This is a genomic window from Burkholderia sp. D-99 (assembly GCF_011605345.1).
Taxonomy (GTDB): domain Bacteria; phylum Pseudomonadota; class Gammaproteobacteria; order Burkholderiales; family Burkholderiaceae; genus Burkholderia.
Genome location: NZ_JAAOXM010000009.1, coordinates 22559 through 43919 on the forward strand (window position 1 = coordinate 22559; position 21361 = coordinate 43919).

16 protein-coding genes are annotated in these 21361 nt (G+C 67.7%); 8 read left to right on the top strand and 8 right to left on the bottom strand.

Going from position 1 to position 21361, the window contains the following annotated elements; translation table 11 throughout:
- Positions 1-64: 64 nt before the first annotated feature.
- From ada to gshA, 3 genes are all read left to right on the top strand, one after another.
- Positions 65-1156: a bifunctional DNA-binding transcriptional regulator/O6-methylguanine-DNA methyltransferase Ada gene (gene ada / locus HAV18_RS27075; protein ID WP_166962294.1), complete on the top strand. Its 1092-nt coding sequence runs from the start codon at positions 65-67 to the stop codon at positions 1154-1156.
- 17 nt (positions 1157-1173) lie between these two features.
- Positions 1174-2112, top strand: coding sequence for a DNA-3-methyladenine glycosylase (locus HAV18_RS27080; RefSeq protein WP_208102150.1), 939 nt, complete (start codon positions 1174-1176; stop codon positions 2110-2112).
- A gap of 477 nt (positions 2113-2589) precedes the next feature.
- Positions 2590-4203 (top strand): glutamate--cysteine ligase, encoded by a 1614-nt coding sequence (gshA, locus tag HAV18_RS27085; protein ID WP_166962300.1) that lies wholly within the window; start codon positions 2590-2592, stop codon positions 4201-4203.
- 115 nt (positions 4204-4318) lie between these two features.
- Here gshA and HAV18_RS27090 read toward each other — a convergent pair whose 3' ends face one another.
- A complete protein-coding gene (locus tag HAV18_RS27090) occupies positions 4319-4630 on the bottom strand; it encodes a DUF4148 domain-containing protein (protein WP_166962303.1) in 312 nt (103 codons plus the stop codon).
- 441 nt (positions 4631-5071) lie between these two features.
- Here HAV18_RS27090 and HAV18_RS27095 point away from each other — a divergent pair, with 441 nt between their 5' ends.
- On the top strand, positions 5072-6712 hold the full coding sequence (locus HAV18_RS27095) for an L-lactate permease (RefSeq protein ID WP_166962306.1): 1641 nt from the start codon (positions 5072-5074) through the stop codon (positions 6710-6712).
- Positions 6713-6807: 95 nt separating this feature from the next.
- On the opposite strand, the gene HAV18_RS27100 is transcribed toward HAV18_RS27095, so the two are convergent.
- Entirely contained in the window at positions 6808-7725 is a 918-nt protein-coding gene (locus tag HAV18_RS27100; RefSeq protein ID WP_166962309.1) for a LysR family transcriptional regulator, read from the bottom strand.
- Between the two features lie 229 nt (positions 7726-7954).
- Here HAV18_RS27100 and HAV18_RS27105 point away from each other — a divergent pair, with 229 nt between their 5' ends.
- Both HAV18_RS27105 and HAV18_RS27110 read left to right on the top strand, forming a co-directional pair.
- Positions 7955-10129 carry a phosphocholine-specific phospholipase C gene (locus HAV18_RS27105; protein ID WP_166962312.1) on the top strand — a complete coding sequence of 725 codons (2175 nt, stop codon included), beginning with the start codon at positions 7955-7957 and terminating at the stop codon, positions 10127-10129.
- Positions 10130-10346: 217 nt separating this feature from the next.
- A complete protein-coding gene (locus tag HAV18_RS27110) occupies positions 10347-11075 on the top strand; it encodes a phosphonate utilization associated transcriptional regulator (RefSeq protein ID WP_166962316.1) in 729 nt (242 codons plus the stop codon).
- 101 nt (positions 11076-11176) lie between these two features.
- Here the strand turns inward: HAV18_RS27110 and HAV18_RS27115 are convergent, their stop codons facing one another.
- The 5 genes from HAV18_RS27115 to HAV18_RS27135 all read right to left on the bottom strand — a co-directional run bounded on the left by HAV18_RS27115 (position 11177) and on the right by HAV18_RS27135 (position 17823).
- Positions 11177-12565, bottom strand: a complete 1389-nt coding sequence (locus HAV18_RS27115) for an FAD-dependent oxidoreductase (RefSeq protein WP_166962318.1) — start codon at positions 12563-12565, stop codon at positions 11177-11179.
- Between the two features lie 110 nt (positions 12566-12675).
- Positions 12676-13806: a 2-aminoethylphosphonate--pyruvate transaminase gene (locus HAV18_RS27120; RefSeq protein ID WP_166962321.1), complete on the bottom strand. Its 1131-nt coding sequence runs from the start codon at positions 13804-13806 to the stop codon at positions 12676-12678.
- A 48-nt stretch (positions 13807-13854) separates the two neighbouring features.
- A complete protein-coding gene (locus HAV18_RS27125; RefSeq protein WP_166962324.1) occupies positions 13855-15582 on the bottom strand; it encodes a putative 2-aminoethylphosphonate ABC transporter permease subunit in 1728 nt (575 codons plus the stop codon).
- Entirely contained in the window at positions 15579-16670 is a 1092-nt protein-coding gene (locus HAV18_RS27130; protein WP_166962327.1) for a putative 2-aminoethylphosphonate ABC transporter ATP-binding protein, read from the bottom strand. The genes HAV18_RS27125 and HAV18_RS27130 overlap by 4 nt, the downstream gene beginning before the upstream one ends.
- Before the next feature lie 97 nt (positions 16671-16767).
- Positions 16768-17823 carry a putative 2-aminoethylphosphonate ABC transporter substrate-binding protein gene (locus tag HAV18_RS27135; RefSeq protein WP_166962330.1) on the bottom strand — a complete coding sequence of 352 codons (1056 nt, stop codon included), beginning with the start codon at positions 17821-17823 and terminating at the stop codon, positions 16768-16770.
- A 208-nt stretch (positions 17824-18031) separates the two neighbouring features.
- Here HAV18_RS27135 and phnA point away from each other — a divergent pair, with 208 nt between their 5' ends.
- Positions 18032-19270 (top strand): phosphonoacetate hydrolase, encoded by a 1239-nt coding sequence (gene phnA, locus HAV18_RS27140; protein ID WP_166962333.1) that lies wholly within the window; start codon positions 18032-18034, stop codon positions 19268-19270.
- A gap of 29 nt (positions 19271-19299) precedes the next feature.
- Complete coding sequence (gene phnY / locus HAV18_RS27145; RefSeq protein ID WP_166962336.1) at positions 19300-20754, top strand: phosphonoacetaldehyde dehydrogenase; 1455 nt, start codon at positions 19300-19302, stop codon at positions 20752-20754.
- A gap of 86 nt (positions 20755-20840) precedes the next feature.
- On the opposite strand, the gene HAV18_RS27150 is transcribed toward phnY, so the two are convergent.
- Positions 20841-21113 carry a hypothetical protein gene (locus tag HAV18_RS27150; protein WP_166962339.1) on the bottom strand — a complete coding sequence of 91 codons (273 nt, stop codon included), beginning with the start codon at positions 21111-21113 and terminating at the stop codon, positions 20841-20843.
- Between the last annotated feature and the right edge of the window lie 248 nt (positions 21114-21361).

Sequence of the window (21361 nt, forward strand, 5' to 3'; positions counted from 1 at the left end):
GGCGCGACGGCACATGCCGATGTCTAGAGTAGGCACCATCTACACTAGGGAGTGCGAGGTTCAGATGAAAGCCGCCTATCCGACCGATGATGCCCGCTGGGGCGCCGTGACCGAGCGCGATCCGCATGCGGACGGCGCGTTCTTCTACGCCGTGAGCACGACCGGCGTGTTCTGCCGTCCGACCTGTGCGTCGCGGCTGCCGCGTCGCGAACATGTGTCCTTCTTCGCCGATCCGGCCGCCGCACGCGCGGCCGGCTTCCGGCCCTGCAAGCGCTGCCAGCCGGAAGGGCTGCCGCGCGAGCTCGAGATCGTCAACCGCGCGTGCGCGGTGCTCGACGCGCATGCCGAGCGGCTCACGCTGCAGCAGCTGAGCGATGCCGTGCACGTGAGCCCGTTTCATCTTCAGCGGCTTTTCAAGCGCGTGGTCGGCGTGTCGCCGCGGCAGTACCAGGCCGCGCAGCGCGGCGCCGCGCTGCGGCAGGCGCTGCAAAGCGGGCAGCCGGTCACGCAGGCGGCTGTCGACGCGGGCTTCAACTCGCCGTCGCGGCTCTATGCGTCGGTGCCGCGCGAGCTGGGGATGGCGCCGTCGGCGTTCCGCCGCCAGGGTGCCGGCCTGCGGATCGACTATGCGACCGCCTCGACGTCGCTCGGCACGGTGCTCGTCGCGGCGACCGGGCAGGGGATTTGCCGGATCGCGTTCGGCGACGAACCGGCCGCGCTCGTCGGCGAGCTGAAGGACGCGTTCGCACGCGCCGAGCTGGTCGAGGCGTCGGCACGGCTCGCGCCGTTCGTCGCGCAGATCCGCGCGTACCTGGACGGCACGCGGCACGCGTTCGACCTGCCGCTCGACATCGCGCCGACCGCATTCCAGCAGCGCGTGTGGGAGGCGCTGACGCATATTCCGTACGGCGAAACACGCAGCTACTCGGAGATCGCCGAGGCGCTGGGCGCGCCGCGCGCGGTGCGCGCCGTCGCATCCGCGTGCGCGTCGAATCCGGTCGCGCTCGCGATCCCGTGCCACCGCGTCGTACAAAAGGGCGGCGCGCTTTCCGGGTATCGTTGGGGCGTGCGCCGCAAGGCGACGCTGCTCGCGTCCGAGGCGCGTCATGTGCGCGACGATGAAACCGAATCCGTTGCGGAGGGCAACGCAGTTTGAGCATTGCAAGAACAACGATGACGTCCATCGTGAACGGCGGCCATGTGCCGCCGTCCGCGCAAATGGAACTGCGCTTCAATGCGCCTTACGACTGGGCGCGGGTACTGCGCTTCTTCAGCGGGCGCGCGATTCCGGGCGTCGAGCAGGTGGCGGACGGCGTGTATCGCCGCATCGTCGACGTGCACGGCGACGCCGGCCGGCTCACGGTCGCGAAACATCCGCGCAAGCATTGCCTCGTCGCGACGGTCGAAGGCGCGGTCGCGCGTCATGTCGATGACGCGTTCGCCGCGCGCGTCGCGACGATGTTTGACCTCGGCGCCGATCCGGCCGCAATCGGCTGCGGGCTTGCGCGCGATCCGTGGTTCGTGCCGCTCGTCGACGCTGCGCCGGGGTTGCGCGTGCCCGGCGCGTGGTCGGGATTCGAGCTGGCCGTACGCGCGATCGTCGGCCAGCAGGTGAGCGTGAAGGCCGCGACGACGATCGTCGGCCGGCTCGTCGAGCGGGCCGGAGAGCGGGTGGTGCATGACGACGACGGTGCGCCCGCGTGGCGTTTTCCGACGCCTGACGCGCTGGCCGCCTGCGATCTCGACAAGATCGGGATGCCCGGCAAGCGGGTGGCGGCACTGACGGGCACGGCGCGCGCGGTGGCGGCCGGCGACGTGCCGGTCGATCGCGAGCACGCCGATCTCGCGACGCTGCGCAGTGCGTGGCTCGATCTGCCCGGCATCGGCCCGTGGACCGTCGAATACATCGCGATGCGCGCGTGGCGCGATCCGGACGCATGGCCGGCCTCCGATCTCGTGCTGATGCAGTCGATCGCCGCGCGCGATCCGGCGCTCGACCGGCTCGCGACCCAGAAGCGTCGCACCGAAGGCTGGCGGCCGTGGCGCGCGTACGCGGCGCTGCATTTGTGGAACGAAGTGGCCGACCGGGCGGGCGGCGCGCGCGGCGGGTGAGGGTGGCCGGTGATCGCTGAGGCTCGCGGCCGGGTGCGACCCGACGAAGCCGTGATGCAACCCGTTGCGCAGGTCGTGCCGGTATTCGCAGGCTACCCGCCGGACACCGGTCATCACGGCCATTCCGCGAATCCGTCGTCCGCCGCATGGCGGGCGCACGCCCCATACTTTTCCTTCTTTTAGCCGCCGGTTCGGCGGCACGGTTGCACCTGCCGCCACCCGTGTACGCGTCACGTTCCGTCGGACGAATTCGCGTAACCGGCGTGCCCGTTGCCGCCGCCTGGAACCGGTGGCAGATGCGGCGATCGCCGCGACCGGCCCGTCCGGCGGCCCGCTCCGGCCCGTGCGCCCTGCCCGGGGCCACCTCAAGCGCGTGTTTCGGCGAGATGTTAAAGTGCCCGCTACCAACGAAGCGACCAACAATCCAGCCGGCCGCGCGCGGCGTTCTGCGCGCGGCCGTCACGCACTTGCGTCTCCATGTCGAACACCATGACTCACCGCCAGTCCGAACTGCTGCTGAATCGCCTCGAAGCGCTGAGCTCGGGCCCGACGCGGCAGCATCTGCCCGACGGCCTGCGCGGCATCGAAAAGGAAAGCCTGCGCGTGACGCGCGACGGGATGATCGCGTTCACGCCGCATCCGCGCGCGCTCGGTTCGGCGCTCACGCATCCGTCGCTGACGACCGACTATTCCGAAGCGTTGATCGAACTGATCACGCCTGCGGAACGCGACGCCGCGATCACGCTCGAACGTCTCGACGATCTGCATCGCTACGTGTATTCGTCGCTCGGCGACGAGATGCTGTGGAACGACTCGATGCCCGGCCTGCTGCCGGCCGACGACCAGATTCCGATCGCCGACTACGGCACGTCGAACATCGGCCGCCTGAAGACGGTGTACCGGCGCGGCCTCGCGTATCGCTACGGCCGCACGATGCAGTGCATCGCCGGCATCCACTACAACTACTCGCTGCACGAGGAAGTGTGGCGGCGCCTGCATGCGGAAGAAGGCTCGACGGCCACGCTCGTCGATTACCAGTCGGAGCGCTATCTCGCGCAGATCCGCAACTTCCGCCGCCGCAGCTGGCTGCTGATGTACCTGTTCGGCGCGTCGCCCGCGCTCGATACGAAGTTCCTGCGCGGCAAGCCGCACAAGCTGGACACGTTCGATGCCGACACGCTGTACCTGCCGTATGCGACGAGCCTGCGGATGAGCGATCTCGGCTACTCGAACACGACCGCCCAGGCCGCGCTGCACGTCGACTACAACACGCTGCCCGCCTATCTCGACGCGCTGTCGAAGGCCGTGAGCGAGCCGTATCCGGCGTACGAGGCGATCGGCACGCATCGCGATGGCGAGTGGATCCAGATCAACACGAACGTGCTGCAGATCGAAAACGAGTTCTACTCGACGATCCGGCCGAAGCGCGTCACGTATTCGGGCGAGCGGCCGCTGCATGCGCTCGCGTCGCGCGGTGTGCAGTACATCGAGGTGCGCTGTCTCGACATCGATCCGTTCGAGCCGACCGGCATCGCACTGGAAACCGCGCGCTTCATCGACGCATTCCTGCTTGCGTGTGCGCTCGACGAGAGCCCGGCGCTCGACTGTCCCGCGTACCAGGAAGCGAACGCGAACTTCGGCAGCGTGACGATGGAAGGGCGCAAGCCGGGGCTGACGCTGCAGCGCGACGGCCAGCCGATCACGCTGCAGGCGTGGGCGGACGAACTGATGACCGATATCGAAACCGTCGGCCGCCGTCTCGACGAAATCCGCGGCGGCGACGAGCATGCGCGCGCGATCGCCGCGCAACGCGAGAAGCTCGCTGATCCGGAGCGCACGGCGTCCGCGCGCGTGCTGCGCACGATGCGTGAGAACGGGCAGTCGTTCCTCGGGTTCGCGCTGGCGCAGAGCGAAGCGCATGCCGCGCAATTCCGCGCGCGCCCGCCGTCGGCGGATACGCTGTGCACCGAGCAGGCGCTCGCCGCGAAGTCGCTGGCCGAGCAGGCCGAGCTCGAAGCGAAGGAGGCCGGATCGTTCGACGCGTTCGTCGCGGCCTATCGCGCCTATACGTTGAACCGCTTCAGCGTGTGATACCTGGCGCACGTGCACCGCGTCGTTCGGCGCGGTGCACGATGCGCGTCTCCGCCTCCGCCTCCGTCGCCGGTCGGCGTGCGCCGTTGTGCACCCGATCCGGTTCGATCCGCTGTCAGTGGTGTGCGTACGTGCCGCGATCGATCGCGTGCGGCAGCGCCGGCTTGCCCGATTCCACGTTTACCCCGGCGTCGCCGCCGTAGCCGGTGTCGTCGCCGCGCGCCTGCGCGGCACGGTGCATGATCGCCTGCATGTTTTCCGGAAAGTCGGGACTGCTTGCCAGGCTCGTCCGGTAGCCGGCGGCCTGCAGCTCCACGAGCTCCTGGCGAACCTCGGCGCGCGTCAGCGTCGACGCGGCCTGCGCGTGCGCGGCGACGGCCGCGCCGATCAGCACGCATGCGCATGCTGCCTGTTTCATCGTCTTCATCGTGTTCACTCCGTGAGGTTCCGGCGCCGTGCCGTGGCCGGCGCGGGTGGAATCGATGCGACCAGTCTAGGCTTCGGACGCCAAACGAAACATCCCGCCCGCCGTCAGGCACCTTTGCCGCACGTGCAACATTGCGCGGGTGACGCCGCCGCGCCGCGCTGGTGAGCCGCGCGTGACGGGCGTCCTGTCGAACGCGACAGCGGCCCGCCCGCTGCCGGTCAGCATGCGGCGGCGGGTTCGGATCGGTTCGGCATGCATCGGGCTTGTCCCCCCTTGTACAAGCGCCGCGCGCCTCCTAACCTCATTTAAGCGACCGATCGGTTGGCCGTGCGACGTCGTTGCGTGCGCAAGCGCCTGATCGCCGTCGCGACTGCAGAAGGACCGCTTTGCACCGAATCCGGGGGCGCCGTAGCGCCAACCCGGGTCGACTTTGGAGACGCGATGAATCCCACCGACGCCCTACCGCCCGGCATCGTCTTCGCACAGCCGTTGACGCCGGTCGCCAACTCGCTGCTGCTGTCCTTCCTCGTCGCCGCGATCCCGATCGCGGTCGCGCTGATCGCGCTGGGCGTGTTGCGCCGCCCCGCGTGGCAGGCGTCGCTCGCCGGGCTGGTCGCCGGCCTCGCGGTCGCGATCGGTGCGTGGGGGATGCCGGCCGGGCTCGCGTTCAACGCGGTCGGCGCGGGCATGGCGCTCGCGGTCGTGCCGGTGATGTGGATCGTCTTCAACGCGCTGCTGCTGTACAACATCGCGGTGAAGTCGGGCCGCTTCGACCAGTTCCGGCAGTGGATGCTCGACAACCTGCCCGACGATCGCCGCCTCGTGCTGCTCGTCGTCGCATTCTCGTTCGGCTGCCTGCTCGAAGGGATCTCCGGATTCGGCACGCCGGTCGCGATCACGAGCGCACTGCTGATCGCGCTCGGCTTCCCCGCGCTCGAGGCGCTCACCTATACGCTGTTGTTCAACACGGCGCCGGTCGCGTTCGGCGCGCTCGGCGTGCCGATCACCGTGCTCGGCGCGGTGACGTCGCTGCCGCCCGCGACACTCGCGCAGATGGTCGGCCGCCAGTTGCCGTTCTTCGCGCTGCTGTTGCCGTTCTACGTGGTCGGCGCGTACGGCGGGCTGCGCTCGATCTCGAAGCTGTGGCCCGCGCTGCTCGTGTCGGGCGCCAGCTTCGCGATCGCGCAGTTCGTCACGTCGAACTTCCTCGGCTACCAGCTCACCGACGTGCTGTCGTCGCTCACGTCGCTGATCGTCACGATCGGTTTCCTGCAGGTGTGGAAGCCGCAGCCCGATCCGCAATACGCGCTCGCGCGCAGCGTGCCTGCAACGGCCGGCGCCGCGCGCGCGGGCTTTGGCGGCTGGCTGCCGTGGCTCGTCGTGTCGGTGGTCGTGATCGTGTGGGTGCACGCGAACATCGCGGCGATCGGCGACGTGAAGATCAAGTGGCCGGGCCTGCACAACGCGGTGTTCGTGTCGCTGTACCACAAGCCGTATGCGGCGATCTGGGACTTCCAGCCGCTCGGCACGGGCACCGCGATCCTTTTGTCGGCGATCATCACGGCCGCGCTGACGCGCACCGGCGCCGGCGCGTTCCTCGAATGCGTGGTGAAGACGTGGCGGCAGACGTGGATCGCGATCGTCACGGTGATGATGATCGTCGGGCTCGCGTACCTGCTGAACTACTCGGGGATCAGCTACACGCTCGGCACCGGCGTCGCGTCGACGGGCGCGCTGTTCCCGCTGGTGTCCGCGTCGCTCGGCTGGATCGCGGTGTTCCTGTCCGGCAGCGACACGTCGGGCAACGCGCTGTTCGGCAACCTGCAGGTCGTCGCCGCGCGGCAGCTCGGGCTCGATCCGGTGCTGATGGCCGCGACCAACTCGTCGGGCGGCGTGATGGGCAAGATGATCTCGCCGCAGAACATCGCGACGGGCGTGTCGACGACGGACCTGAAAGGGCAGGAAGGTGTCGTGTTTGCGCGCACCTTCTGGCACAGCGTGATCCTCACGCTGCTGCTCGGCGTGCTGGTGTTCCTGCAGCAGCACGTGCTGACGTGGATGATTCCGGCACTGCCGAAATGATGTGAGCGCAACGACAGAAGGAAGGCACGAGGAAAAACGAGGGAAGGCGCGGGAAAAGCGCCGATAACGTGCGGAACCGGCGAACGCGCGACAGTTCAGCGCGCGTTCGCCCGCCGCGCCGTTCGTCCTGCGTCGGCTGTCCCGGCTGCTTCGGCACCGGCCGGCAGGATGCATGCAAGGAACGCGTCGATCGCGGGGCTCTGGCGGCGCGCCTTCAGGTAGTACACGTATTCGTCGATCGTCGTGTCGACGCCACGCAGCGCGATCACGCGCAGGTCCGGATGGCGCTCGGCCTCGCCGAGCGGAAACAGGCTGCCGCCCACGCCGTGCAGGATCGCCTCGCGGATCGCTTCGCGGCTGCCGATCTCGGCCACCGATACGGCCGCGACACCGGCCGCCGCGAGGATCGTCTCCGTGCAGCGGCGCGTGACCGAGCCTTCCTCGCGAATCAGCAGCCGCACGTCGGCGAGCTGCGCCGGATCGATCGCGTCGAAGCGCGCGAGCGGATGCGTGCGATGCACGACGAGCACGAGCGGGTCGGTCGAGATCACCTTGCGTTCGAGGCCTTCGGCATCGTTGCGCTGCGACGAGACGGCGAGATCGATGCGGAATTCCTGCAGCGCCTGCAGGATTTCCTCGGAGTTGCCGATCCGGCACGTGAGCGCGATCGACGGATGCGCGTTCGAGAAGCGGCCGACCGCATCCATGATGTAGTACGGCCCCGTCGCACCGATCCGCAGGTGGCCTTCGAACAGGCCGCCGACGTTGCGCAGCATGATGTCGGCCTGCGCCTCGAGCGCGATCATCTTCTCGACGAGCGGCAGCAGCTCGATACCCGTCTCGGTGACCTCGAGCTTGCGGCCGCTGCGGTAGAACAGCTCGACGCCGTACAGCTGCTCGACCTGCCGGATCTGCGCGGCGATCGTCGGCTGGCTCACGCCCAGGTGGCGCGCGGCGCGCGTGATGCTGCCCTGCCGGACGGTCGCGTGGAACGCCTTCAGCTGATCGAACACGACTCGGCTTCTCCCCTCTTCATCGCGCGTCAGCGTAGCGCACACGTGTGTCGGCCGCATGAAAGGCGCGTCGTGCGTTGCTTCGAAAAATTCTTGTGGGTAACCAAAAGAAACCTGCTGGAACCAGTCACGGCCGGGACATGCCGGTGCGGGGTAATAGCGCGTAACACACCGACTGCCGGCCCCGCTCGACCGGCACCCCATTCCTACCGACAACAGGGTTCCCTTCATGTCTTCGAACAATCGACGCGATTTCCTGCGCCTTGCCGCGCAGTCGGCCGGCGCGATGGCCGCCTACGCGGGCTTCCCGCCCGCGATCCGCAACGCGCTGGCGATGCCGGCCGCCTATCGCACGGGCACGATCCGCGACGTCGAACACGTCGTGATCTTCATGCAGGAAAACCGTTCGTTCGACCATTACTTCGGCGGGCTGCGCGGCGTGCGCGGCTTCAACGACCCGCGCCCGCACCTGCTGCCGAGCGGCGCACCGGTGTGGCAGCAGCCGCCGGCGTCGGTGTTCACGAAGAACTACCATTCGCGCGGCCTCGATCCGTCGGCGCCTTACGTGCTGCCGTTCTACCTCGACCCGAAGCAGACGACCGAATTCCAGCCGGGCACCAACCACGGCTGGAGCAGCGGCCACCTGTCCTGGAACAACGGCCAGTGGGACCAGTGGGTGAACCAGAAGCAGGACGTGCTGACGATGGGTTACCTGAAGCGCCAGGATCTCACGTACCACTACGCACTGGCCGACGCGTTCACGATCTGCGATTCGTACTTCTGCTCCGCGCACGCCGACACCGCGCCGAACCGCATCTACCTGTGGACCGGCACGGTCGACCCGCGCAACATCTACGGCACCCCGCCGAACGGCCCGGGCATCGGCGAGCGTGACGACGTGAACGGCTACACGTGGACGACCTATGCCGAGCGCCTCGAGAACGCGAAGGTCAGCTGGAAGGTGTACCAGGGCGGCACCGGCATCCCGGGCGACCCGACCGACAACTACACCGACAACTCGCTGATGTTCTTCAAGAAGTTCCAGGTGAAGGAAGGCGCGAGCGGCCCGCTGGTCGACAAGGGCGCGTCGGACCACACGCTCGCCGAGCTGAAGGCCGACGTGCAGGCCAACCGGCTGCCGCAGGTGTCGTGGATCGTCGCGCCGTACAAGTACAGCGAGCACCCGCAGGCATCGCCGACCGACGGCGCGTTCTACATCAACATGGTGCTCGAGGCACTGACGTCGAACCCGGAGGTGTGGGCGAAGACCGTGTTCATCCTCAACTACGACGAGAACGACGGGCTGTTCGACCACGTCGTGCCGCCGGTGCCGCCGGTCACGAGCGGCGTGGGCGGCCAGGGCATCGTGTCGTCGAACCTGCTGTCGAACCTCGGCGACGAGCTGCTCGACCTGAACAAGTACCCGGGCGAAATGAGCCCGCTCGTGCCGGGCGCGGACCCGGGCGGCATCCAGCCGATCGGCCTCGGGCCGCGCGTGCCGCTGATCATCATCTCGCCGTGGACGAAGGGCGGCTGGGTCTGCTCGGAGACGTTCGACCATACGTCGGTGCTGCGTTTCCTCGAAGCGCGCTTCGGCGTGAAGGAGCCGAACATCAGCGCATGGCGCCGCTCGATCTGCGGCGACCTCACGTCGGCATTCGACTTCTCGGCACGGCCCGACACGCGCACGGTGAGCTTCACCGTGCCGCAGCACATCGCGACGGCCGGCCAGGCGTACCAGGTGCCCGCGCAGCAGGCGATGCCGGCGCAGGAGCCCGGCACGCGGCCCGCGCGGGCGCTGCCGTACGAGCTGTTCGTGCACAGCCGCGTGAGCGGCCATGACGACAACGTGTCGCTCGACTTCGCGAACACCGGCGACGCGGGCGCGTCGTTCTACGTGTACGACCGCCGCAACCCGGCGACGCCGCCGCGTCGTTATGCGGTGTCCGCGCACGATCGCTTCGTCGACACGTGGAACACGTCCGCCGCGCGCGGCGACTACCATCTCGCGGCATACGGCCCGAACGGCTATCTGTGCGAGTTCCAGGGCAACACGCGGCTCGCGGCGGACGGCCGCCACGCGAACCCCGAAGCGCGGATCGGCTACGACGTGCGCAACCGCCACGTGTACCTGCAACTGCGCAACAGCGGGCGCGCGACGTGCCGCGTGACGGTCGACAACGCATACAGCCACAAGCATGCGCGCACCTACACGCTGGAGCCGGGCGAGCGCGTCGAGGATCACTTCGAGCTGTCGTCGAGCCACGGCTGGTACGATCTGACGATCACCGCGACGACGCTGCGCGGCGGCGACGACAAGGTCGTGCGCCGCTTCGCGGGCCACGTCGAGACCGGCCGGCCGAGCCATAGCGATCCGGGGCCGGTGAAGCACACGACGGCCTGACGGCCGGCACGTGTCGCGCGATGCGGGCGAGGTCGGCCCGCCGCGCGACCGCCGCCTGCCGGCGGTGTTCCAACTGCATCCCGGTTGCATCCCGGCAGGCGGAATTGGCTTTTGGAAACTGAAAACTGTTGACAATGTGCCGGGCCGAGGGTATATAAGGATCATTCGCCGATATGGCGCCCTCGTTCTCTACCGCAGCCTTGCTGCCTGCCCGACCATGACAGCCCCGAACGCGCTCAGCGCCATCGAACTCCTGCAAAGCCAGTCGCTCGCGATGATCGTCCAGGACATGCTCGAGCGCGCGATCGTCTCCGGTGAATACGCCCCCGGCGAGAAGCTCAACGAAGTCGAGATCGCGACCAGGCTGAACGTGTCGCGCGGCCCGGTGCGCGAAGCGTTCCGGGCGCTCGAACAGGCCGGCCTGCTGCGTAACGAGAAGAACCGCGGCGTGACGGTGCGCGTCGTGCCGCTGCGCGAAGCCGAGGAGATCTACGAAGTGCGGGCGATGCTCGACGAGTCGGTCGCGCGCGCGCTCGCGAAGCGCATCTCGCCCGACACGCTGAAGGTGCTGAAGGGCATCATCCAGTCGATGAAGGACGCCGCGAAGACGCACGACGTCACGCGCTATACCGAGCTGAACGTGCAGTTCCACGACGCGATGGTCGTCGGCGTCGGCAATACACACCTCACCGATACCTACCGCCGGCTCGTGCGCCAGCTCGGGCTGCTGCGTCAGGCCGCGATCGAAGCCGAGGAAGACGCGATCGCGGTGTCCGCCGCCGAGCACGACAAGATCGTGCAGGCGCTCGCGGGCGGCGACGAGGAGCAGGCGGTCGCGCTGGTGCGCGAGCACGTCTCGCATGGCCTCGCACGCATGCGCCGCACGCACGAGCAGGGGCTGCCTGCGACGGGCAAGGCGGCGCGGGAGAAAACCGTGCGCGCGTAAGCGCCCGGCAAGGCCCGCGCGGGTTGCCGCGCCACATCAAGGGGACGCTTCGCCGCGTCCCTGTTTCATTGCGTCTTCAGGTTCTGCAGGTCAATACATCGTCACGCCTTGTCGGCCTTCCCGGCTGCGCTCGCAAACTTCGCGAGCCACGTATCGACGGCCGCCGGCGGCCGGCTCTCGTCCTCCGCACGCTCCTTGCGGCGGATCGCATTGCGCACGACGTGCGCGCCGACATAGCGGATCGGCTCCGGCGGGAAATGGCCGAGCGGGCCGCGCACGATCGGGCTGCGCGTCCATGCGTTGTCGAGGCCGAGCACGAGCGACGACAAAATCTGCCCGCCCATGTAGGTCGGCCCGACGCCGTTGCCCGAATAGCCGAAGCCGTAGAACACGTTCGGCGCATCGTCGAGGCGGCCGAAGAACGGGAAGCCGGTGACCGAGCGATCGGACGGCCCGTTCCAGCTTGCCGTGACCGGCACGCCCGCGAGCGACGGGAAGAATTCGCGCAGGCTTTGCGTGAGCTGCGCCTCGTAGGGCGAGCGCCGGTCGAACACCGGCGCGATGCGGCTGCGCCACGAGAACGTGTTGCCGCCCTTGCCGAGCATCAGCCGCCCGTCGGCGGTGGTGCGGTAGTAGTAGACGAAGATCCGCGAATCGAGCACCGACACGCCGTCCACCAGCCCGGTCTTCTCGAGTAGTTCCGGGCATTTCTCGGTGATGACCATGTCGCTCGACACGACCGCGATCGTGCGTTCGAACTGCGGGAAGCGGCTTGCCATCCACGCGTTGATCGCGAACACGAGCTTGCCGGCGCTCACGCTGCCGGACGGCGTGCGCACGACGGCCGGCTGCCCGGGCGTGAAGTCGAGCATCGGCGTGCGTTCGTAGATCCGGATGCCCATCGCGAGCGCGACGCGGCGCAGCCCGCGCACGAGCTTGCCGGGATGCACGGTCGCGGCGATCGGCGAGTAGACGCCGTCGAGGTTGCGCGCGGAGCCCGAGCGGCGCGCGACTTCGGCGGGCGGCAGCGGCTCGTAGCTGTGGATGCCGCATGCGGCGAGCGCGTCGAGTACCGGCGCGAGCGTGCCGACCTGCGCGCGCGACGTCGCGGTGTACAGCGTGCCGTCGAGCCGCAGTTCGGCGTCGATGTCGTGCGCGCGGCAGAAATCGGCGATGTGCTGCACGGCTGCTTCGGACGCCTTGACGAGTCGGATCGCCTCGGCTTCGCCGAACAGGCGCCGCAGCGTCAGGAATTTCGCGGACCACGTGAGCAGGCAGCCGCCGTTGCGGCCGCTCGCGCCGGCGCCGCACAGGTCGGCCTCGACGATCGCGATGTCGAGCGCGGGGTTCTCCTGCTTGGCCTGGATCGCGGTCCAGAGCCCGGTGAAGCCGCCGCCGACGATGCAGACGTCGGCCCGTGTCGCACCTTGCAGCGCGGGGGCGAGATCGCCGTCGTTGAACAGCGCTTGTTCGATCCAGAAGGGTCGCATTGGAGGGTTCGCCGAAAGGGGGCCGTGCCGCGCACCGCCCGAAAAAACTGGCCGCCGCATGCGCACATGCACGCGGCGGGATCCATCACATCACGTCGTACTGCGTCACGTCAGGCGGCCGCTTCGGCCGATACGCGGCGCACGCCCATCGCGCGCAGCGTGTCGGCGATCGCGGCGACGGCGCCCGGGATGCCGGCTTCGCCGAAGTGGCCGATGCAGCCGACGCGGAACGTCTCGACCTCGGTCAGCTTGCCCGGATACAGGATGTAGCCGCGCTTCTTGACCTCCTGGTAGAACCGCTTGAAGTCGTAGTTCGGATCGTCCGGCGCATGGAACGTGACGATGATCGGCGCCTGGATCGCCGGATCGAGGAACGGCCGGAAGCCGAGCGCGAGCATCCCGTCGATCAGCGCGCGATAGTTGCGCTGGTAGCGGCCGCCGCGCGCGGCGAGCCCGCCTTCGTCGACGTATTGCGCGACGGCCGCGTCGAGCGCCGCGACCACGTGGGTCGGCGGCGTGAAGCGCCACTGCGTCGTGCGCTGCATGTAGACCCACTGGTCGTACAGGTCCATCGCGAGCGAGTGACTGTTGCCTTCGCAGCGTTCGAGCGTGCTGCGTTTCGCGATCACGAAGCCGAGCCCCGGTACGCCTTCGAGGCATTTGCCGGAGGCCGCGATCACCGCGTCGAACGGCGTCGTGCGCGCGTCGATGTCGATTGCGCCGAACGAACTCATCGCATCGACGATCAAGGCGCGGCCGTGCTTCGCGACCACCTGTGCGATGTCGTGCAGCGGATTCAGCACGCCCGCGCCCGTCTCGCAGTGCACGAGCGCGACGTGCGTGATGGACGGATCGCCGGCGAGCGCGCGTTCGACGTCGGCCGGATCCACGCGGCGATCCTCGCGGTAGTCGATCGTCGTCAGCTTGCGGCCGAGCACTCGGCAGATCTTCGCGATGCGCTGGCAATACGCGCCGTTGTTCGGCACGAGCACGTGGCCGTCGCGCGGCACGAGCGTGCCGAGGGCCGCCTCGACCGAGAACGTGCCGCTGCCTTGCAGCGGTACGCATTCGTGCGTGCCTTCGCCGTGCACGATCTGCAGCAGGCGTTCGCGCAGCCGCGCGGTGATCGCGTTGAAGTCGCTGTCCCACGATCCCCAGTCGCGCAGCATCGCGTCGCGCGTGCGGTCGGAGGTCGTCAGGGGGCCGGGGGTGAGCAGGATGGGCTGGGCGGCGAGCGTCATGGTGTCTCCTTGATGAAGTCGGGACGTCACGTGAATGCGGCGAGGAAATCAGTGGCGATGCGGGGTGCGCCAGGCCTGCGTACGGCGCAACAGACGATGCGAGATGCACGCGAACAGCACGCACGCGAACGATGACGTCGCGAGCACGAGCGTCGCCATCGCGGCGGCCGGACCCATCTGGCCCGCGTCGTCGAGGTTCAGGATCGCGACCGATGCAGGTTGCGTGTCGGGCGAGTAGAGGAACGCGACGGCCGAGACGGTCGTCATCCCGTTCACGAACAGGTAGCGCGCGATCAGCAGGATCGCAGGCAGGCACACGGGTACGGTCACACGCAGGAAGGTCTTGTAGAACGGCACCTTCAGCGATGCGGACACCGCCTCGAACTCGCTGTCGATCTGCCTGAGCGCGGTGACGGCAGTCAGGTGGCTCGATGCGTAGTAGTGCACCACCGTGACGATCGCGAGCAGCCACAGCGAGCCGTACAGCCCGTTCAGCGGATTGCCGGGCGCGTTGAACAGGAAGATGTAGCTGATGCCGAGCACGAGCCCCGGCACGCCCATCGGCAGGATCGCGCACAGCGCGATGAAGCCGCGCAGCCAGCGCGCGCCACGCGTCTTCTCGATCAGGTACGCCCCGCCGAACACGACGATCGTGCCGCCGATCGCCACCGTCGCGGCCATCCGCAGGCTGTTCTTGTACGCGTCGAAGATGCCGGCACCGATCAGCCCCATCTTGTAGTGCTGCACCCCGAGGCTCATCTGGTACGGCCAGAACTTCACGAACGACGCGAACACCGAGATGCCGACCACCGCGATGAAGAACGCGCACACCAGCGTGCAGTACGCGAGCATCGCGGCGTCGAAGCCGCGCGACGGTTTCGGCTGGTACGGCGTCGAGCGCGCGCCGAGCTGCGACTGCTGGCGGCGGCGGATGAAGAAGTCGACGCCGAACGCGACCAGTGCTGGACACAGCAGCATCAGGCTCACGACCGCGCTGCGGTTGAAGTCCTGCAGGCCGATGATCAGCTTGTAGATGTCGGTCGACAGTACGTTGTACGAACCGCCGATCACCACCGGCACGCCGAAGTCGTTGATGCACATCGTGAACGCCACCATCGTCGCGCTGATCAGCCCGTACTTCGCGCCCGGCAGCGTGATCGTGAAGAACTTGCGCAGGCGGCCCGTACCCATCGCGTCGGCGGCCTCGTAGAGCCGGCCGTCCGCGAGCGACAGCGCGGTGACGAGGATCATCAGCACGTGCGGGAACGACGCGTACACCATGCTCAGCACGATGCCCGGCAGCCCGTAGATCGAATGGCCGTGCAGCAGCGGCTTCAGCAGCCCCGCGTTGCCGAACCAGTAGATGAACGACACGGCCGACAGCAGCGTCGGGGCGAGCAGCGGCAGCAGCGCGATCGTGCGCGCGGCGTTCTTCAGCGGCATGCACGAGCGCGTCAGCGCGTACGCGAACGTGAACGCCATCGGCACGACGATCATCGTGACGAGTGCGCCGACCGTCAGCGAATGCAGCATCGAGCGCAGCACGCCGCTGTCCTCGAGATAGTCGACGAAGTTGTGCGCGCCGACGAATCGCCCGTCCGCGTCGACGAAGCATTTCTGCACGACGAGCGCGAGCGGCAGCAGCAGGAACAGCGACATCAGCGCGGCCATCGCGACGAGCGCGAGCTGCGCGATGCGGTCGTGCCAGTGGGTGATCTGCCGCACGTCGGCGGGGGCGGACGCGCCGCGGCGGCGCTCGGTCAGGACGGTGCTCATTGCAGTCGCTCCTTCGCGCACGGGAACACGCGGACATGCTCGCGATCGAGCGCGAGGTCGATGCGCGCGCCGGCCGCTACGCCGGTGCGGTCGACGTCGTGATACGACAGGTCGGCGACGATCTCCTGGCCGTCGAGCCCGTCGATCCGGAAGCTCACGCGGCAGAACGCACCGAGGAATTCGAGCTTCTCGACGCGGCCCGCGAGCACGTTGTCGGCCGTTTCACCCGGCACGCGGATGCGCAGGTCTTCCGGCCGCACGTAGACCGACACCGCCGCGCCCTGCGCGGGGCGGGTAGTGCCATGGCGGCAGTCGAGGCCGACGCCGCCCGCGCGCAGCGAGCCGTCGGGTGCGACTTCGGCGGGAATCGTGTTGACGCGGCCGATGAAGTCCGCGACGAACGGCGAAGCCGGCTGCCGGTAGATTTCGAGCGGCGTGCCGATCTGCTCGATCACGCCGTGGTTCATCACGACGATGCGATCGGCCATCGACAACGCTTCTTCCTGGTCGTGCGTGACCATGATCGTCGTCACGCCGAGCCGCTGCTGCAGCGCGCGGATTTCCTGGCGCAGCCGCACGCGTACCCGCGCGTCGAGTGCCGACAGCGGCTCGTCGAGCAGCAGCAGGCCGGGGGACGTGGCGAGCGCACGCGCGAGTGCGATGCGCTGCTGCTGTCCGCCGGACAACTGGCCCGGATGCTTGCGATGGCTGTCGGGCAGCCCGACCAGCGCGAGCAACGTATGCACGCGCTCGTGGATCGCGTCGCGCTTTATCTTCCGGTTCACGAGCCCGTACGCGACGTTGTCGTACACGGTGAGGTTCGGGAACAGCGCGTACGACTGGAACACGATTCCGTAGTCGCGCAGTTGCGGCGGCAGCCGCGAGATGTCGCGGCCGTCCTGCATGATGTGGCCGGCGTTCTGCGTTTCGAGCCCCGCGATGATCCGCAGCAGCGTGGTTTTCCCGCAGCCGGATGGCCCGAGGAAACAGATCATTTCGCCCTTCATCACGCTCAGGTTGATGTCGGTGAGGACCTGCGTGTCGTTGTACCGCTTCTCGATGCGTTCTACGCTCAGATAAGGTGCCATGCGCGCCTCCATGCTGGGGCGGCCCGGGGGCCGGATTCGACGAGGGGAAGGGTGACGCGGGGCGGCGCGCGGCGCGGCCCCGCTGCCGGTCGACGCATTACTGCTGCGTTTTCGAGCCGTAGCGCTTCTGCCACGTGTCGAGAATCGACTGGCGGTTCTTCGCCGACCACACGAAGTCGTTCTTTACGAGGAGGTCCGAGTAGTTGTCGGGGATGCCGGCCAGCTTTCGCGCGACGCCCGGATACGCGACGATCGCCCACCAGCGCGCGGTGATCTCGTTCGCGTCCTTGCTCGCCATGAAGTCGGCGAGCTTCTTCGCGGCGTCGGGCTGCTTCGTCGTCTTCATGATCGCCGTGCCTTCCATGTCCCAGCCGAGCCCTTCCTTCGGGAACACGAGATCGATCGGCGCGCCCTGCGACTGCAGTTCGTGGCCGCGGAACTCGAACGAGATGCCGATCGGGAATTCGCCGGTGCCGGCGAGCGTGCAGGGCTTCGAGCCCGAGTGCACGTACTGTGCGACGTTCTTGTCGAGCGCGTCCATGAATTTCCAGCCTTTGTCGTCGCCGAAGGTCTGCAGCCACGCGGTCACGTCGAGGTAACCGGTGCCGGATGAAACCGGGCTCGGCATCACGATCGCGCCTTTGTAGACCGGCTTCGTCAGGTCTTCCCACGACGTCGGCTTCGGGATGTTCTTCGCCTGCGCGGCGACGCGGTTGTAGCAGATCGTCGCGCCCCACACGTCCATGCCGACCCAGTGCGGCGGCGTGTTCGCGTCGCTGTACTTGCGCGTGAGCTGGTCGAAGCCCTTCGGCGTGTACGGCATCAGCATGCCCTGCAGGTCGAGCAGCGTGAGGCTCGACGCGGCGAGGCCGAGCACGACGTCCGCGCGCGGATTGTTCTTCTCCGCGAGCAGCTTCGCGGTGACCGAGCCGGTCGAGTCGCGCACCCAGCGGATCTCGATATCGGGGTTCGCTTTCTCGAACGCGTCCTTGTAGGGCTTCATCGCCTCGTCTTCCAGCGCGGTGTAGACGAGCAGCGACGTCTTCGCGTGCGCTGCCTGCGCGGCGCCGAGCGCGACCGCCGCGGCCAGCGCGAAACGGGCCGCGCCCGCCGCCCATGCATTCAAACGCTTGTTTACCGGCACTTCGTTCATCTTCAGACCCCTTGACTGTGGCGCCGCGGCACACGGCGGATGAGTGGAGACCAGCCCTCTTGCTGCACCGTTGTTTTGCTTTCTGTTCTCTGCATGTTGTTGACAATCTACAAATCATCAATTTTAATGTCAAGCATGGAAAACACCTCCCTTCGGCGCGACGCGGGCGCCGACGGCTCTACCCTTCGAACTGAAAGGAATGAACGTCATGATTGAAACGCCTGTATCCGTGGAAGTGAACGGCCGCCGCTACAACTGGATGAGCCGGCCCGTGGTGGTCGTCTGCGTCGATGGCTGCGCATACGAATATCTGGAAGAAGCGGCCGAGGCCGGCGTCGCGCCGTTCCTGCGCACGCTGCTGAAGCCGGGCACGGCGCTCAAGGGCGAGTGCGTGGTGCCGAGCTTCACAAACCCGAACAACCTGTCGATCGTGACCGGCGTGCCGCCGGCGGTGCATGGGATAAGCGGCAACTACTTCTACGATCGCGACACCGGCGCCGAGGTGCTGATGAACGATCCGAAGTACCTGGTCGCACCGACGGTGCTCGCGACCTTCGCCGAACAGGGCGCGCGCGTCGCGGTCGTCACCGCGAAGGACAAGCTGCGCCGCCTGCTCGGCAAGGGGCTGAAGGGCATCTGCTTCTCGTCGGAAAAGGCCGACGAGGCGAGCGTCGAGGAAAACGGCATCGACAACGTGCTCGAGCTGGTCGGCAAGCCGGTGCCGAGCGTGTACAGCGCGGACCTGTCGGAATTCGTGTTCGCGGCCGGCGTGCGCCTGCTCGAGACGCGCCCGATCGACCTGATGTACCTGTCGACCACCGACTACGTGCAGCACAAGTGCGCGCCTGGCACGGAAGGCGCAAACGCGTTCTACGCGATGATGGACAAGTACCTGCAGCGTCTCGATGAACTCGGCGCGATCGTCGCGATCACGGCCGACCACGGGATGAACGCGAAGCACGACGATGAAACCGGCGAACCGAACGTGATCTACCTGCAGGAGCTGTTCGACGAGTGGCTCGGCCACGACGCGGCGCGCGTGATCCTGCCGATCACCGATCCGTACGTCGTGCACCACGGCGCGCTCGGTTCGTTCGCAACCGTCTACGTGCCGGCGACGGCCGATGCCGAGGCGCTGCGCGTGCGGCTCGCCGCGGTCGACGGCATCGAGGTCGTGCTGACAGGTGCCGAGGGCTGCGCGCGCTTCGAACTGCCGCCGGCGCGGATGGGCGACCTGATCGTGATCTCGAAGCAGGACGTCGTGCTCGGCACGCGCCGCATCAAGCACGACCTGTCCGGCCTCGACGTGCCACTGCGCTCGCATGGCGGCATCTCCGAGCAGATCGTGCCGCTGATCTTCAGCAAGCCGGTCGCGACCGACGTCACGGGCCGCGCGCGGCTGCGCAACTTCGACATCATCGACATCGCGCTCAACCATCTGCAGTGATGCGCACGCATCCGTAAGGGGACACACTCATGAACGCCATTGCAGCATCGACGGACGTCCGCGAGATTCGTCGCGAAGCACTGCGAATCGACGACGAAAGGATTCATCGGGACGCGGTAATCGAAGTGCGCAACCCGTACGACGGTGCGCTGGTCGGCACCGTGCCGAAGGCGACGCTGGACGACGTGCGGCGCGCGTTCGCGGCCGCGCGTGCCTACCGGCCGACGCTCACGCGCCATGATCGTGCGGCGATCCTGCGCCGTGCGGCCGACATCGTGCGCGCGCGCACCGCCGAGATCGCGGCGCTGATCACGGCCGAGGCCGGGTTGTGCATCAAGGATTCGACGTACGAAGCGGGCCGCGTGGCCGACGTGCTGACGTTCGGCGCCGGCGAAGTGCTGAAGGACGACGGGCAGATCTTCTCGTGCGACCTGACACCGCACGGCAAGAAGCGCCGCGTGTACACGCAGCGCGACCCGCTGCTCGGCGTGATCTCGGCGATCACGCCGTTCAACCACCCGATGAACCAGGTCGCGCACAAGATCGTGCCGTCGGTCGCGACCAACAACCGGATCGTCGTGAAGCCTTCGGAGAAGGTGCCGCTGTCGTGCTACCTGTTCGCGGACATCCTGTACGAAGCCGGCCTGCCGCCGCAGATGCTGCAGGTGATCACCGGCGATCCGAGGGAGATCGCCGACGAGCTGATCACGAACCCGGCGATCGACCTGATCACGTTCACGGGCGGCGTGTCGATCGGCAAGTCGATCGCGTCGCGGATGGGCTACCTGCGCGCGGTGCTCGAACTCGGCGGCAACGATCCGATCATCGTGATGGAAGACGCCGATCTCGACGAAGCGAGCACGCTCGCGGTGTCGGGTTCATACAAGAACTCGGGGCAGCGCTGCACGGCGATCAAGCGGATGCTCGTGCACGAGTCGGTGGCCGATCGCTTCACCGAGCTGGTGGTCGAGAAAACGCGCGCGTGGTCGTACGGCAATCCGTCCGATCCATCGGTCGACATGGGCACCGTGATCGACGAGGCCGCCGCGAAGTTCTGCGAGCAGCAGGTGAACGATGCGATCGCGCGCGGTGCGCGGCTGCTGGTCGGCAACGTGCGCGACGGCGCACTGTATTCGCCGACGGTGATCGATCGCGTGACGCCCGACATGCCGCTCGTGAAATACGAAACCTTCGGCCCCGTGTCGCCGATCATGCGTTTCAGCGACATCGACGAAGCGATCCGGATGTCGAACAGCACCGACTATGCGCTGTCGTCGTCGGTCTGCACGAACCGCTTCGACAACATCACGCGTTTCATCACCGAGCTGGAAGTCGGCAGCGTGAACGTGCGCGAAGTGCCGGGCTATCGACTCGAGCTGACGCCGTTCGGCGGCGTGAAGGATTCGGGGCTCGGATACAAGGAAGGCGTGCAGGAAGCGATGAAGAGCTTCACGAATACGAAGACGTATTCGTTGCCCTGGTAAGCGGCGCGTGATGCGGGCGCGCCGGCTCGAAGGCCGGCGCGCGGAATGTCTGGCGGGATGCAGCCGCAGCGGCCGTCAGGCGACGGTCAATCGTCGTCGCCGTGGTGATGTCGCCAGCCGCGATGCCAGCCGTTGTCGTGCCGGTAGCGGCGATAGCGATAGTCGCCGTAGTACGGGCCGTAATAGACGGGCGCCGGCTCGTACACGACGGGCGGCGGCGCGTAGTAGACAGGCGGTGGCGCCTCGATCACCGGCCCCGGCACGCCGAAGTACACGCCGATGTCGGTGTGCGCGAATGCGCTTGCCGACAGGCAGGCGGTCGCGATGCCGACGGCGCAGGACAACAGGATGCGTTTCATTTGCCGTTCACTCCGTTCGTGGGTGCGAAGGCCCGCGAGCAATCGGTTCACCTGTCTTCATGGTACGTAGCGTGTGCCGAATGGGTGATACCGCGGTGTCGCTTCTGTAACTGCCGGTAACGAGCCGTCGGCCGGGTCGACGCGCGGGGTTGCGACGGATTTCGTCAGTGGAATGAGTGGTTGATCGGTGCGTTATTCGATCGGCTCATATGGTTAGCCGATTTGCGTTTTTGCCGGGCCTCGACGCG